Raw genomic sequence first — 14,581 nt, 5'->3', positions numbered from 1 at the left:
CTTTTAAATTCGTTTATCTTGTGATGCCTGCAAGCTCGTTATACTCTCTGTCAGCGATATATTCTGGAAAAAAATCAAACTGACAAGGAAAGATATGAGTCAGGCATTACGAAACCAATGCACCACTTTTGTACCGGGAAACCACCTGCCAACCCCGGCAGAAACGTTTCAGCGCATGGCAGATTGGTGCCAGGCGCACCAAATCAACCATGACGTTTATGGTGAAGGTGATTTTCTGCAGGCATTTGAAGCCAAAATCGCCGCTTTACTGGGCTATGAGGCCGCCCTGTTTGTAGTCACCGGCACCATGACCCAGCCTACCGCGCTGCAACTGGCCTGTATGGCACGCAACAACCCTGTCGTAGCCATGCATCCATCCAGCCATATTTATCTGCATGAAGGCCAGAACTATCAGCTTCAGAATCGGTTTTCGGTCTTGCCGGTTGGGAATCCTTACCAGACCTGGACGCTCGATGATCTGAAAGACTGGCCAGACGATATCGCCGCAGTTCTGTATGAATTGCCCATGCGTGAAATTGGCGGTCAGTTGCCACAATGGGATGACTTAGAAGCCATCAAAGCCCATTGCCAGCAACACAATATTCATCTGCATTTAGACGGCGCACGTCTGTGGGAAGCCAAAGCCTGGTATGGCCGCGAGTATCAGGAGATTACAGCGGGATTTCATTCAGCCTATGTCTCACTCTATAAAGGCATTGCCGGACTGGGTGGCGCCATGTTACTCGGCGATAAGTCCTTGATCGACAAAGCCCGCCGGTGGATGCGACGTCAGGGTGGCAATGTTGTTCACCGGACCCCTTACGCGGTTTCAGCCGCGATGCAATTTGATCAGCGTCTGGCGCAGATGCCTGCATTGTTCGAGCGAACCCAACAAATCTATGAGATTGTGCGCGCCTACCCGATGCTCACGCCAAACCCGGCCGCACCGCAGTCCAATTTATTCCATCTGTACCTGCCGGTCAGTGAAGTCAAAGCAACAGCAATTCGGGATCAACTGGCGAAAAACCATCAGATCTGGATTGGCTACCCGCAGCAGGCAGCCCTGCCCAACCAGTCTTTCTTCGAATGGTATGTGGGGGATCACCTGCTGAACATGCATGATGACACTTTCAGATCAGTGCTGGATCTCATTGCTGCTGAAATCGCGTAATTTTCTGGATCCATGATGCATTCAAGCCGCTGAAACCAGCGGCTTTGTGTTTCAGAAGGATTCCAGATAGTTCCGCGTCAACTGCGTCAGGCGCTGTTTTTCTTCTTCACTGATAAAACTGGCCATAATGGCATTGAAGGTGAACTGAGCAATCTCTTCCCGGCTCATTGGATGCGCATCGGCGACAGCCTGAAAGTTATCTGTCATGTATCCACCAAAATAAGCCGGATCATCCGAGTTAATGGTCACACATAACTCTTTTCGCAGGAGTTCAACGATGTTGTGATCACGCATCGATTCAAACACCTTGAGTTTCAGATTCGACAACGGACACACGGTTAAAGGCACCTGCTCCCGGATCAGCCGCGCAACCAGCGCCGGATCTTCCACACAGCGCACACCATGATCAACCCGGGTTGCCCCCAGCAAATCAAGGGTATTGTCGATGTTCTGCGATGGCCCTTCTTCCCCGGCGTGGGCGACCGTCAGAAACCCGGCTTCCAGTGCTTTCTCAAACACATCTTTGAACTTCTCCGGCGGATGGCCCAGTTCAGAAGAATCCAGCCCGACCCCAATGATTTTGTCGCGGTGTGGCATCGCCTGTTCCAACGTGCGAAATGCCGCATCCTGATCCAAATGACGTAAGAAGCACAGGATCAACTGGCTGGAAATTCCCAGCTCAGTCCGGCCTTGCTCGAGCGCACGATGGATACCATGGACCACGGTTTCAAACGCGATCCCGCGCTCGGTATGTGTCTGCGGATCAAAGAAAATCTCGGTGTGGACCACATTGTCTGCCTTGCACCGCAGCAGATAAGCCCAGGTCAGATCATAAAAATCCTGTTCATGAATCAGGACATTCGCGCCCTGATAATAAATATCCAGAAACGACTGCAGATTATGGAACTGATAAGCCGCACGCACTTCTTCTGGCGAACGGTAAGGAATGGCAATTTGATTTCTTTCGGCGAGGGCGAACATCAGCTCAGGTTCCAGCGAACCTTCTATGTGCAAATGCAGCTCTACTTTCGGCAGTCCGGCAATAAATTGATTCATGGGTTGCTCTTCATCGGGTTCTCAATACGTGGATAAGCATGATGAACAGCAATTCTGCAATGCGGGAGCAAGATGGATTCTGACTAACACAAAGAGAAAAGCCGTTCATCGACTTGACTCTTCGTAATCAGAATTTTACGGATTCTGGTAGAGACCCCCACACCCTATCAGTGGGGTTATACGAAGCTGAATCTTAACGGTTTGTGACCGTTAAGACGTACAACGCGGGCAACTTTCTCACACTTGGTGCCAGCTTGCAAGCCGGGCCATCAGATATAAATCGGCATACTGACCCGATTTAAAGGTTGCCATTTTCTTCTCACCTTCCAAGCCAAAACCAAATTTTCGGTACAGGGCAATCGCTGGTGCATTATCGGTATTCACTTCCAGTTCCAGACGCAGGACATTCAGCCAGTTATCCGATAAATCAATGGCTTCCGCCATCAGCATCGATCCCACGCCCCTGCCGTGAAATTCAGGATGAACAGCAATCGCTGTACTGGCGATATGTTTTTCTTTCGGTTTCTGGCGGGTAAACAGCGTGACATGGCCCACAGCGCGACCATCCAGATCAGCCACCAGCGTGATCAAGTCTGAAGAAGAAAACAACTGCCCGATCCGTTTACTGCCCAGATGCATAAACTGAGATGTATTTTCCAGCACACTGGAAATTGAATAGATGTCACACAGTCCATCCATGTCTTTATCTTCCATGTGCCGAATAGTAATTGCCATCTCCTGACTCCTGACTCAATCATTATGAACACTGGATTTTTCTCAGCTCATTTTCTATCACAGCCATTTACCGGCAGCTACAGAGAAACATGGGAAATGCTGCGTTGTGCCAAAGAATCGCAGTCCGGCAGCCGCAGAACAACGCTCTGTTTCTTATCGCATCAAAGCTTTGAGGAGGACATCTGATTCTCCAGATGCGTCAAAAACGCACGAATTTTCTGAGGCAGATGTTTGCGGCCTGCGTAGATGGCGTGCAGCACTAAATCTTCCGGTTCAGCTTCCAGTTCGATCAAAACCAGCCGACCCGATTCGATGGCCTCCTGACAGGCTTCCTGAGCCAACATGGCAAACCCGAATCCAGCAAGCGCCGCCCGGCTGGCCAGGGTTCCACTGTTCACTTTAAATGCAGATTTCACCGGCAGAGTCTGTTGTTTTCCATCTGCCGTTTTGAATATCCACGGCGAGCCATTCAGCGCAGTCAGCGTCGTAATACAGGGCAACTGCTGAATTTCTTGCAGCGTTTTCGGTTGTCCAACCCGCGCAATCAGTGCCGGGGACCCCACAATACAGCTTCGCTTCCGGAACACTTCTTTGGCAACCCAGCCGCTGTCTGCCAGCGCTCCCCGGTGAAAACTCAGGACAATATCAAAGCCATCCAGCAAATCTTCTTTCGGGCTCAGGCTGGTTTCACAGCAAAGGCTCAGTTGCGGATGTTTTTCACAAAAACTCACGACCGTTTCGGCCAAAACGGGTAAATCAGGCATCAGCAGTTTTAACTGCCCCGTGACGCTTTTGGCATGATCCCGGACATCCTCCAATGCATCATTCAGGGCCGTCAGTAATGGCAAGGTTGATCCATAGAGCTGATGCCCTGCCTCTGTCGGGGTCATCCGGCGAGTCGTTCTTTCGAAAAGCCGTGCGTTGATTGCCGATTCAAGTAAAGCGATATGACGACTGACATTGGACGTTGGCACCGTCAGCATCTCCGCAGCCTGCTTAAAACTTTGACAAAGATAGACAGCATGAAAAGTTTGCAGCCACTGGGTTTCGACCTGCTCTAACATCATTCACCCACTTTTCGGGATAATCAAACCAATGAAACCCAATTTATCCCTTTGAACAGGTTTATACAATCTGAGTTTTCGAACGATACTTGGACAAAACAACCATGAATTCAAATCGTATTTCCGAGCATACCGCACGTTCCAATGGCACCATGCTGACCTACCTGATCCATTTTCTGATGGCACTGGACTTATTGATCATTGTGCCACTCAGCATATTTATCCTTCAGGAAACGCACAACGACGCATCCCAGGCGGGCTACCTGTCCGGCAGCTATGCACTCTGTGCGGCACTCAGCAGCCTGTTGTTGACCCGCTCAGCTCAGTCAGAACGAAAGTGGCACCTGATTTGCCTGCTGGGTTTAGCCATTTCGACGCTTCTTTTGCCATTTTTACAGCATTTCAATGCCCTGCTCGTTGCCAGAGCCGCAGCAGGTTGCTTTGGGGGGATGCTGGCAGTGACGAATATGAACGCACTTGCACGGGTCAGTCCTCCTCAGCTGCGGAAACGACATATGGCGATGCTGATGAGTACTTTTCCACTGGCACTGACGCTGGGCGTCCCTGTCTTGCTGTGGCTGACTCACTTTTTCGGCTGGCAAAGTACGTTCTATGTGATCGGAGGACTGCTTTTCATGTGTCTGCTTTTGGTGCTGATTCGTCCCGATGCAACACATCCGCAAGATGAGCTTGATTCACATCCGGCAGATGCCCAAAAAATGCCTCCATTCGCTGTACTGCCATTCGCCTTACTGATCGCCATGACCATCCTTGGCACCTTTCTGGTGTCAACTCAGTTTCCGGTCATGCTGGTAGAACGGCTGCATCTCTCTGAAACATCACTCGCACTGAGCTATCTTGCCGGGGGGACGGGTTCTTTCCTGCTCATTCAGAGTTACAGCAGGTATCACGGGACATGCTCAGATCTGACCTGTATCGCGGTGTTGTCCGGCCTGATGGGATTATGCAGTGTCCTGGGGTTTTTTACGGACAATCCGCACCTGGCACTGGCAATGTTTGCCGGATTTATGACGGTCAGTTCAGCGCGAAGTCTGATCTTAGTCACTTCGACCCTGAGTGACTTACCAGCAGCCCTCCGGACAAAAATGGCTGGGATTCAGAATGCCGTTCAGCATCTTTCAGTCGGATTGGGGGCGATCTTCAGTAGCTTCATGATTTCGGAAGCTGCAACGCAGCCGATTGATTTCAAACAGCTTGTTGCCGTTTCGGTCATCCTGACGCTGCTCGTCCCAGCCTGTATATGGAAACATCTGAGATCATCAAAGCAACAGACCAGGCCAAATCAATGTCGCTGAGCAAGTATTACTGAACCCGGGCAATACGCTGTTTCACCCGCTGGCTGAATTGCCGGGGGTGATACAGGCAATGGCAGAAAATTCCCGGGTCATATGGGCCTGATCCGAAAAGCCTTGTGCGACAGCCAATTCCGCCAGATTGATATCAGGGGTTGTTCTGATCACGTCGATGGTGTTTCGCACCCTGAGAATACGCTGATAATGTTTCGGCGTGATACCGAGCCATTTCTGAAAATGCCGCTCGATCTGACGAGGACTGACAGGCAAAGTCCGCGACTCATCATGGGAATGCACCGCTTTCATGATCCCGGAAATCGCATCATGTGACGCTTGCTGGACATCCATTGACTGAATCAGCCAGCGGTAGATAAGGCTGATTCTACCCTGATGTCCGGTGCTATTGACCAGCTTCAACTGTAGTGCTTGTAATGCACGCGCATGTTCCGGATCGTCCTCAGCCTGAACAGTACGGTCGTAACGTTTCCCAAGAAAGCTGAACCCCATTGCAGGATGAAAACGAATCCCCGCCAGCACAGCGCCCGGGGGCAGCAATACTGCCTGCGCTTTGGGGCTGACGGATTCAAGCACCACGCCCATCGGCTGTGGCCGCTCTCCCCAAACAATTTCGCAGCCAAGGTTGAACACAATGCCTGTGCCAGCATCGCTGAACAGAAGCTTTTGCTCAGCGGCAGCCTGATTTTCAGGGACAGCAACAGACCATATCGCCTGGATATGGTCTGCAAGTTTTCCTTGTGGTTTGTAGATTCTGAAATCCATCACCCGTCCGTTTAAAAACTGCCCACTGCAGGTTGAAAAGTTTTCACCACCCGATTCCAGCTGTTCATCGCATTGATCGCCAAAGTCAGGTCGACCATGCTCTGCTCACCGAACGTGTTCAGAATTTCCTGATACTGCGTCTCAGAAATCGGTTGTGCCGCAGTGAGCGTTTCTGCAAATGCCAGTGCGACGCGTTCCTGATCAGTATACATGGGCATGTCCCGCCATGCGTTCAGTCCATAAAGTCTTTCTGGCTGTTCGCCCAGTTTGATCGCATCTTTACTGTGCATATCAATACAAAAAGCGCATTGATTGATCTGCGAAACTCTCAGCTTCACCAATTCCCAAATCGTCATCGACATCGTTGCCGATTCGCGAAACTGATGATGGAAATAGTGCTCCTGTTTCACCAGAATTTCCATCGCCTGTGGTGCCGTACTGAAATAATCTAATCGTGCTGTCATGAGGGTTCTCCTTTGTCTTTGAAACTAAAGTACCCAATCAGCCGCAGCAAAGATTGAAGATTTCCGACATGCCTGAATTATCGTGCACCTTCTTCGCGAAATAAGCGCTGCGCTTCATCCAGCATCCACTTCAGCACATCATTCCAGCCGCTGTCCCGGCGTTTCACCGCTGACAACATGAAGTCCGGCTGATACGGTAAATTCTGCGTCGACAAGGTTTTCACGGCGTACCAGTCGGCTCTGGCAACATGTTCCGGTACAAAGGCCCAGCCGATCCCGCGCATCACTAACGATGAAATGAGATAAAAGCTATCGACGTGCCAATAGCTTGGTGAAAGCGGTTTACCGATTGCATTGCCCATCCGATCCCGAATCACCAGCTGCCGATACGCAATCAACTGGCTTTCGGTTGGTGCATCAACCGAAGCCAGCGGATGATCGTCGGATACGATCAGCGACTGCCCGGTCCGGACAATCGCATACCGCTCCAGTGACAATGGCAACGGGTGATCCTGTAACACGAATCCCAGCTCAGCTCTGCCTTCATCAATCCAACGGGCAATATCTTCCTGTGAGCCATTGAGCAATGTCAGGCTTAAATTCGGAAACTGCAGCGCAAGCCCGGCATAAAGCGTTTCAAAATTTTCAATCGGCACCGCTTCATCCATCGCAATGGTCAGTTGTACGGGTTTAGATGCCGCAACCGATAACGCACGCGACTGCAAACGCTCACACTGAGAGAGCACCGACAGGGCATCATTCAAAACGGCAGTGCCATCTTCCGTGAGCACCGGATATTTTCCGGCCCGGTCAAACAGTGCAAAACCCAGATCGGCTTCAAGATTGGCAATCGCGGTGCTGATACGTGACTGTGCTTTCCCCAGTTTTCGCGCGGTTGCAGTAAAGGAGCCCGTTTGAGCCGCTGTGACAAAAGCCTCCAGCTGATCCAGGTTCCAATTGATACGTGACATGATCCCCTCACCCATCCGAAAACCGGATAGTAACTAACTTTATTCCATCTTAATCTGATAAGAGAATCATCGCCATTCTGAAATCTGCTTTCGTTCTTGTGAGGTTTATCATGGAAGCGATTCAACAAGTCACATCCATTCGCCGGACGTTTTACCGGTTTACCATTCCTGCCGTGATGGCGATGTTGGTCAACGGTTTGTATCAGATTGTGGATGGCATTTTCGTCGGTCACTATCTGGGTCAGGACGGTCTGACTGCGATGAACATGGCCTGGCCAATCATCAGTCTGTTGCTTGGCACCGGCCTGATGATTGGGATGGGTGCTGGCAGCCTGATCTCAACCTATCGCGGCAGGCAAGAGACCGGGCAAGCCCGTGCTTCACTGGGGAATGCCTTGATCGTCATTGCTTTCACCGGGCTGGCAAGCTCTGCTTTTTTACTGCAGTTCGGTCGCCCTTTGCTCGCTTTGCAAGGCGCTGCGGGCCAAACGGCAGAATATGCCACCAGCTACCTGCGGATCTTTGCCGTGTTTTCAATGATCAGTATTGCTGCCAGTGCCATGCCGTTTTTATTACGAAACGATGATTCTCCGAAATTTGCCACGGCCTTAATGGTTTTGGGCGCGGTGCTGAATACGGTGCTGGATTATGTGATGATCGGCAAGCTGGGCTGGGGACTGGCGGGCGCTGCCATCGCGACCGTGACTGCACAGGGTGTTGTCCTCTTGCTTGGGCTGAGTTATTTCCTGAGCCGGTTTTCGACACTCGGAATCCGATCGTCGGCTTGCCTGCCCGATCTGAAAAAGATGGCGGATATTCTGGCACTGGGATCGTCCAGTCTGGTGATGTATCTGTACACAGGCGTGATGGTTGCTCTGCACAACCGCCTGTTCATGGAGTACGGTTCAGCAACCCATGTCGCTGCATATGCTATCGTCGGCTATCTGATGACGCTGTATTACCTGCTGGCCGAGGGGATTTCCGAAGGGATGCAACCCCCAGTGAGTTATTTTCATGGCGAACAGGCTGCAGATAAAATCCGGCAAACCGTCTGGCTGGCATGCAAAGTCACCTGCGTTGTGGGCATCAGTTGGATCGCCCTGCTCAACTTCCTGCCGGACACGATCATTGGCTGGTTTAACCAAGGCAATGCTGCACTTCTGAGTGAAGCAACAAACGGCATCAGGCTGCATCTGTTCAGCCTGTTTCTGGATGGACTGATTGTGATCAGTTCAGTGTATTTCATGTCGGTCGGCCGGGGCGGCATGGCGCTGGTCATTTCATTGGCCAATATGCTGATTCAGTTGCCATTCCTCTGGCTGTTGCCGAAATGGCTGGGGCTGGCGGGCGTCTGGCTGGCCATGCCGCTCTCAAACATCGTACTGGCCGTCCTGGCACTGACAGCGATGTGGCGAGCGCTGCATCAGCCATCAACCCAGCTGAAATTCGTGAACGCCTGAAGCTGCGGGTCACGGGCAATCTCAGGGCTGCCCGTGACCTTTCATACATGTGCAGATTCTTTTATACATATGAGTGCACTTGGGCTTTGATGCTTGACTGAACTTTTGCGATAATCATTCTCATTATCAAGCCAAATAAAAGATGATGACTGTGATGACATGCTCGTATCCGATGGATCAACTCCCCGTAAAACCGTTACCACCAGACCTTCTTGAAGGCAAAGTCGATAACGTTTTACTCGACGCCAGTGTGAGCGCGCAGGTGTATCACCTCAAGGCCTTGAAAACCATCAAATTGCTCGATTCTACCCCCTCTGGATATTACATTTGCGCCATCGGAAACAACGCGGCATTCAGCCCCGAATATCCGCAATATCCAGCCGAATTCTTCCGCTATCGCTGTATGGCAACCATTCTGGCCTCCCAAAAAGAGGATGAAGACCTAATCCTGCCTAAAGGCGGCGATCTTCAGGCAATCCGTATCCATTTTCCGTTTGATAGCGGCCTGGCCTCGGCCCTCGTTGATAACCGGCAGGATCACAGTCTGGCGCAATACGACAAATATCTTTCCGGGTGGCAAAGTCAGATGCATGGCGAGTTGCTGCATGTCGCAAAATCTATCTGGCAGTGTCCGTTCACAGGAGATGTCCGGCAACTGTGGTTACAGGGAAAAATCAGAGAAATGCTGGCACTGATGATGATTCATCCGCGCGAGAACTCGCTTGCCTGGGAAGCGGCGACTCTGGTCGAGCAATCACCGGATCACCCCTGGACTATTACCGCACTGGCACGACAAACCGGCACCAACACTTGCTATTTAAAACAAGCTTTCCGGGATGAATTCAACATGAGTATTGCCGCCTGGATACAGCAACGACGCATTGCGCTGGCAAAAGATGCGCTGAGAACAACCCAGACCTCGATCACGGATATCGCGCTGGCGCATGGTTTTCAGTCGGTCAGCTATTTCAGTCAGGTCTTTAAACGGGAAACCGGCGTAACCCCCAAAGTATTCCGCACCCGATAGAAATTTCCGATTCTTATATTTTTATTGCTGATTTTCGCAGCACCGCCTGTCTGCGGGTTTCACAATGGCTCTTGTTTCAAAAGGAGCCTTATCATGCAACTTACCGATCATCTCACTCCCGGCCAGGCCCTGCGGGCTATGCTGAACAGCGAAAAAGTCAGAGTCATCACCTCGATTTCATTTGCATTCATCACCACACTGATTGAATTCATTCCATGGCTGATGCTGTATCTGGCCGCACAGGCACTGTTCAGCCAGCAGTCCGCCACACCTTATCTTGTGATTGCCGGAGCCGCATTTGTAATCCGTCATCTCTGTTATGGTATCGCTGTCTGGCAGGCGCATCTTGCGGCGTATCATATGATTCAGAAAGTCCGGCAGCACTTGGTTCATTCGCTTGCAACCATGCCTTCCGAAAAACTCCGCCGCTACCACAGGGCAGATTTAGAAAAGCGACTGACGGATGACTGTCAGGGACTGGAGCCGCTGATTGCGCATCATGGCACAGATATCATCAACGGTCTGCTGATGCCGGTGCTGCTGACCGGCCTTCTGTTTTATATCGACTGGCGGCTTGGGCTGATCGCCCTGCTTCCCCTGCCCGTTGCCGCACTGGTTCAGACATTGATCATGCGTCATTTTTCAACCCGGTTAGCGGGTTATCAGTCCGTAATCGATCGCATGCATGTCGCCCAGATGGATTTTCTGCAGCACATCGGGGTGATGAAATTATTTGCCGTCGATACCGATTCATTCCGCCAGCTCAGAAAAGCCCTGCGCCGTCACAACCGTGTGGTGAATTTCTACACCCGCCAACTCATCGGCGGCTGGGTCAGCTTTGTGACTGTCGCGCAGTCTTCATTCATTCTGACAGTTCCTGTGGCGCTCATGCTTTATGCTGCAGGCAGCATTTCGCTGGTCGATCTGACCATGGCGACCGCCATAACCGCAGGTGTCCTCAAACCCTGGCAGGATCTGACTCAGGTTGTCAGCCAGATTCAGAAATCCAGCCACACCCTGATCCGGTTACTCCCGCTATTCCAACATGCACAACAAACGACAGGGGTCTGCGATTCTGAACTGCGCTCTTTGTCTTGCGACAATCTGACCATCAGTCGTGACGGGCACGCCGTGCTCACCCAAGTCACCACACAGCTTCACCCCGGCGACCGTGTTCTGATTCAGGGACAGTCCGGTTCAGGGAAAAGTTCACTGCTGGAAGTGCTCTCCGGGGGCTGTTGCCGGAACATGGCGACTGGTTGATGAACCAGCAGCCCGTCAGTACCTTATCTGACGAGGCGCGTGCCCGGTATATAGCGACGGTCAGTCAGCAATCTGTATTCTTTCATGGTTCCATCTACGACAACCTCACACTGGCCATCAAGGATCAGCACCAAAATTGCGAAATGACCGAAGAAAGTATCTGGCAGTTGCTGGACAAACTCGCCCTGCATGACTGCATCAAAGCACTGCCTGAAGGTCTCCATACTCAGATGGGAGAAGCTGCCCGCCAGTTCAGTGGCGGTGAAACACAGCGCCTGTCGATTGCACGTGCATTGCTTGCGAATACCCCTGTCCTGATTCTGGATGAAGCAACGGCACACCTTGACGGCGAAATGGAACAAAAAATCCTCAATGCCATCGCTGCCTACGCTCCCAGCCAGATCCAGCTGGTGATTCATCATCGCCCGCTCAATTCCATCAGCGGTTTTCACCGCCATTGGCTGATCGAACAAGGTTCGCTACTGGAGACTTCCCATGCATGATATTCAATTCCTCATTCGCCACAGTGGTGTGAAAACGGCAGAGTTCTGGCAAGGCATGATCGGCAGAATGGCCAATGAATCCCTGTTTCTGGTGATCTGGTTTCTTGTCCTCGCACTACTGCTCGGTCACCAGACGTTTTCAGGCTGGCTCCTGATCCCAATTGCCACCGCCGTGATTGCGCTCCAGTGGTGGGTTGGCCAGACCGCAAAGAAAAGTTTCCTTGGGGCGTACCGGATATCCCATGCACTGCGCGGCCAGCTTTTGCTGGATGTGCGCCACCAGCCGTTAGCAAACCTGCTGGGACAAAGACTGGGAGAGCGCATCAAAGTGCTGACTGAAGATCTGAAGCTCTTCGAAGATATATTCAGCCATCTGGTCGCTGAACTCTTTGCGGCCACTGTGTTACCCATCGCCATGCTAGGTTGCCTGTTCTGGCTGTCCCCGCCTGTCGCCGCAACTGTCACTGTGTTTCTCCTGATGGCAGGAGCCACCCTGTATCTTGCTGAAAAACACTTCCGACAGGCCGCAATCGAAGACCGAGAAAGCCAGACGCATGTGAAAAACGATCTGCTGGAATACATCGCTTGCTTACCCATGCTGAAAAGTTTTGGTAATGCTGATCGGCTTGCCGCACCTTTAAGTCGCAAAATTGGTCACATCCGCGACTCCGGTCTGGCACTGGAATGGGCTGCCGGGGCCGGCGTGATGGCAGCCACGCTGCTGGTCGATCTCAGTATTCCGGCTGCCCTGCTTATCGGCAGTTGGCAACTGAGCGAAGGTACGCTCACGCTGAATGCCTGGCTTGCCATCGCAGCCGTATCCTTTGCCGGTACCCGGCCAATGACCCGACTGGCTATTTTCGCAACATTACTGCGTCACTTCAGCCGGTCTGCAGGATATCTGCACCAGATTGCGACAGCACCGCAACAAGCCCGAACCGGCCAGCAGCCGAAAGACATGACCATCGCGCTGAATCAGGTCTGCCTGTCGATGAATCAGACGCGTGTATTAGGGCCAGTATCTATGACCATCCATCCCGGAGAAAAAGTCGCCATCATTGGCCCCAGTGGTGCCGGAAAATCCAGCCTGTTGCATCTCATCGCAGCCTTCCATGCACCAACATCCGGCGAGATAACCATCGGTGGCCTGACCCTGGGCGACATGGGCACAAATCACCTTTACCGGCATTTGACTTATCTCACTCAGGACGTGCAATTAATGTCCGGGAGCCTGAGAGATAACCTGCTGATTGCGAACCCGAACGCAACAGACAGCGAGCTGTCACAGGTGATTCAGGATGCAGCGCTTTACGATCTGGTCGCACGGCTACCCGACGGAATCGACAGTCAGATTGGCGAGAACGGAAATCGTCTGTCCGGTGGCGAACGTCAGCGTCTGAGTATTGCACGCGCGCTGTTGCACGATGCCCGAATTGTGCTGATGGACGAAGTTACCGCCTCCCTCGATACCGAATATCAGGCACAGGTCCTGACTTCATTACATCGGCATTGTCAGGATAAAACGGTCATCACCGTCGCCCACCGGCTCGATACCATTGTGGATGCTGACCGAATCTTCTTGATGGAGAACGGACAACTCGTGCTGTCCGGACAGCATGATGTGCTGATGGAAGAAAGCGAGCGTTATCAGGCATTCTGGCAGGCAGCCTCTGCTCTGGTTTAACACCGCAGAGCATATAGCATCTTTGAAGCGGGCAATCTCATGATTGTCCGTTTTTATTTGGCGGCAGCCAGACCCGCATCCTCACAAGCAGCTTCCTGCGTATTCAGCTGCGGCCAGCGATTCAGTTGACAGACCAGATGATCCCGCCAGACTTCATCGTTCCAGGCGGCAATATGACCAGGGACGGGAGACACCCAGAGCTGCTTCGGATCATGGGCAAGCTGATAGAGGGTTTGCGCATGGCTGATATCAATGACCGGATCCTGAACACTGTGAACAAAAAGGAACGGCACATTATCAATTCGGGCAATCGCTTGTTCAGGCGCGTAATCGTCGGTAAAGAACAAGCTCAATGGATACTGAAACAGATACGTCAGCCAGAAGTTCCCCAAAGTTTCCCGCACAATTTTCTGGTGGGAACTGAATGTACTATCCACAATTAAACCCTGCGGTCGTTGTGCTGCAGGCAATTCAGCAACCATATTGATGGCGATGGAGGCACCTAAACTTTGCCCCCAGACGATGACAGGTTTCTGATCCTGCCGGGATTCTAAAACCCCCAGATAACCCGCGAGTGCATCCTGCTGAACTTTGGCAAAATCAGGGTCACCGGCTGTTCGGCCATAACCCCGATAATCAATAATCACAATTTCCCAGCCTTTTTCTGCCAGCCAGAAAACATTGGCGACATGGTAGCTCAGGTTCTGCGCATTCCCGTGCAGAAAATAAATCGTGCCCTGTTTTTCACCCTGCGCGGCAATTTGCCAGCCATGGATTAACGTACCATCCTGAGCGGTGAAAAATTTATCTTCCTTGGTAAATTTCAACACTTCTGGTGATGGAACCAGTTGTTTGGAAGGCCAGAAAAACAGACTTTCGCAGCCACTGAGACCCAAGACTGCGACCATATAAATCACTGCGATCAGAGCTTTAATCAACTGCATCACCTTTCATTGAGGGGATTAATGAGAGTGTAGATGCAATTTTATACTGTAAGAAACTTGATCCGGGCTCAGTGAAGGCAACCGCCGGATAATTTTAAAAACGTATCAACTCTGAGAGCGTTGGTTACGGAGAGCAAATGGCTTTC

The 14,581-nt window shown here is 51.6% G+C and carries 14 protein-coding genes and 1 riboswitch; of the genes, 7 read left to right on the top strand and 7 right to left on the bottom strand.

What is annotated here, in order from left to right; genetic code table 11:
* Positions 1-94: 94 nt before the first annotated feature.
* Complete coding sequence (locus KDD30_RS18720) at positions 95-1,171, top strand: low specificity L-threonine aldolase (RefSeq protein WP_211651501.1); 1,077 nt, start codon at positions 95-97, stop codon at positions 1,169-1,171.
* Positions 1,172-1,222: 51 nt separating this feature from the next.
* Here KDD30_RS18720 and KDD30_RS18715 read toward each other — a convergent pair whose 3' ends face one another.
* From KDD30_RS18715 to KDD30_RS18705, 3 genes are all read right to left on the bottom strand, one after another.
* On the bottom strand, positions 1,223-2,227 hold the full coding sequence (locus KDD30_RS18715; protein WP_211651500.1) for an adenosine deaminase: 1,005 nt from the start codon (positions 2,225-2,227) through the stop codon (positions 1,223-1,225).
* A gap of 104 nt (positions 2,228-2,331) precedes the next feature.
* Positions 2,332-2,431: riboswitch (purine riboswitch) on the bottom strand.
* Positions 2,432-2,464: 33 nt separating this feature from the next.
* A complete protein-coding gene (locus tag KDD30_RS18710; protein ID WP_211651499.1) occupies positions 2,465-2,962 on the bottom strand; it encodes a GNAT family N-acetyltransferase in 498 nt (165 codons plus the stop codon).
* A gap of 161 nt (positions 2,963-3,123) precedes the next feature.
* Complete coding sequence (locus KDD30_RS18705) at positions 3,124-4,026, bottom strand: LysR family transcriptional regulator (RefSeq protein WP_211651883.1); 903 nt, start codon at positions 4,024-4,026, stop codon at positions 3,124-3,126.
* A gap of 104 nt (positions 4,027-4,130) precedes the next feature.
* Here KDD30_RS18705 and KDD30_RS18700 point away from each other — a divergent pair, with 104 nt between their 5' ends.
* Entirely contained in the window at positions 4,131-5,342 is a 1,212-nt protein-coding gene (locus KDD30_RS18700) for an MFS transporter (RefSeq protein ID WP_211651498.1), read from the top strand.
* A gap of 33 nt (positions 5,343-5,375) precedes the next feature.
* On the opposite strand, the gene KDD30_RS18695 is transcribed toward KDD30_RS18700, so the two are convergent.
* From KDD30_RS18695 to KDD30_RS18685, 3 genes are all read right to left on the bottom strand, one after another.
* On the bottom strand, positions 5,376-6,119 hold the full coding sequence (locus tag KDD30_RS18695; RefSeq protein ID WP_211651497.1) for a helix-turn-helix domain-containing protein: 744 nt from the start codon (positions 6,117-6,119) through the stop codon (positions 5,376-5,378).
* Positions 6,120-6,130: 11 nt separating this feature from the next.
* Complete coding sequence (locus KDD30_RS18690; RefSeq protein WP_211651496.1) at positions 6,131-6,583, bottom strand: carboxymuconolactone decarboxylase family protein; 453 nt, start codon at positions 6,581-6,583, stop codon at positions 6,131-6,133.
* 77 nt (positions 6,584-6,660) lie between these two features.
* The gene (locus tag KDD30_RS18685) at positions 6,661-7,545 is read right to left on the bottom strand and encodes a LysR family transcriptional regulator (protein ID WP_211651882.1); all 885 of its coding nucleotides are present in this window, start codon (positions 7,543-7,545) and stop codon (positions 6,661-6,663) included.
* A 119-nt stretch (positions 7,546-7,664) separates the two neighbouring features.
* Between KDD30_RS18685 and KDD30_RS18680 the strand changes: the two genes are divergently transcribed.
* From KDD30_RS18680 to KDD30_RS18660, 5 genes are all read left to right on the top strand, one after another.
* Positions 7,665-9,014 (top strand): MATE family efflux transporter, encoded by a 1,350-nt coding sequence (locus tag KDD30_RS18680; RefSeq protein WP_211651495.1) that lies wholly within the window; start codon positions 7,665-7,667, stop codon positions 9,012-9,014.
* A 154-nt stretch (positions 9,015-9,168) separates the two neighbouring features.
* Entirely contained in the window at positions 9,169-10,041 is an 873-nt protein-coding gene (locus KDD30_RS18675) for an AraC family transcriptional regulator (protein WP_249199468.1), read from the top strand.
* 93 nt (positions 10,042-10,134) lie between these two features.
* The gene (locus tag KDD30_RS18670; RefSeq protein WP_211651493.1) at positions 10,135-11,304 is read left to right on the top strand and encodes an ABC transporter ATP-binding protein; all 1,170 of its coding nucleotides are present in this window, start codon (positions 10,135-10,137) and stop codon (positions 11,302-11,304) included.
* A complete protein-coding gene (locus KDD30_RS18665; RefSeq protein ID WP_211651492.1) occupies positions 11,304-11,807 on the top strand; it encodes an ABC transporter ATP-binding protein in 504 nt (167 codons plus the stop codon). The genes KDD30_RS18670 and KDD30_RS18665 overlap by 1 nt, the downstream gene beginning before the upstream one ends.
* Positions 11,800-13,491, top strand: coding sequence for an ABC transporter ATP-binding protein (locus KDD30_RS18660; RefSeq protein WP_249199417.1), 1,692 nt, complete (start codon positions 11,800-11,802; stop codon positions 13,489-13,491). The genes KDD30_RS18665 and KDD30_RS18660 overlap by 8 nt, the downstream gene beginning before the upstream one ends.
* 53 nt (positions 13,492-13,544) lie before the next feature.
* Here KDD30_RS18660 and KDD30_RS18655 read toward each other — a convergent pair whose 3' ends face one another.
* A complete protein-coding gene (locus KDD30_RS18655) occupies positions 13,545-14,435 on the bottom strand; it encodes an alpha/beta hydrolase (protein WP_211651491.1) in 891 nt (296 codons plus the stop codon).
* Positions 14,436-14,581: the final 146 nt, after the last annotated feature.

This window comes from Photobacterium sp. GJ3, from assembly GCF_018199995.1.
GTDB lineage: Bacteria > Pseudomonadota > Gammaproteobacteria > Enterobacterales > Vibrionaceae > Photobacterium.
This window is presented reverse-complemented; position numbering and strand designations above follow the sequence as displayed.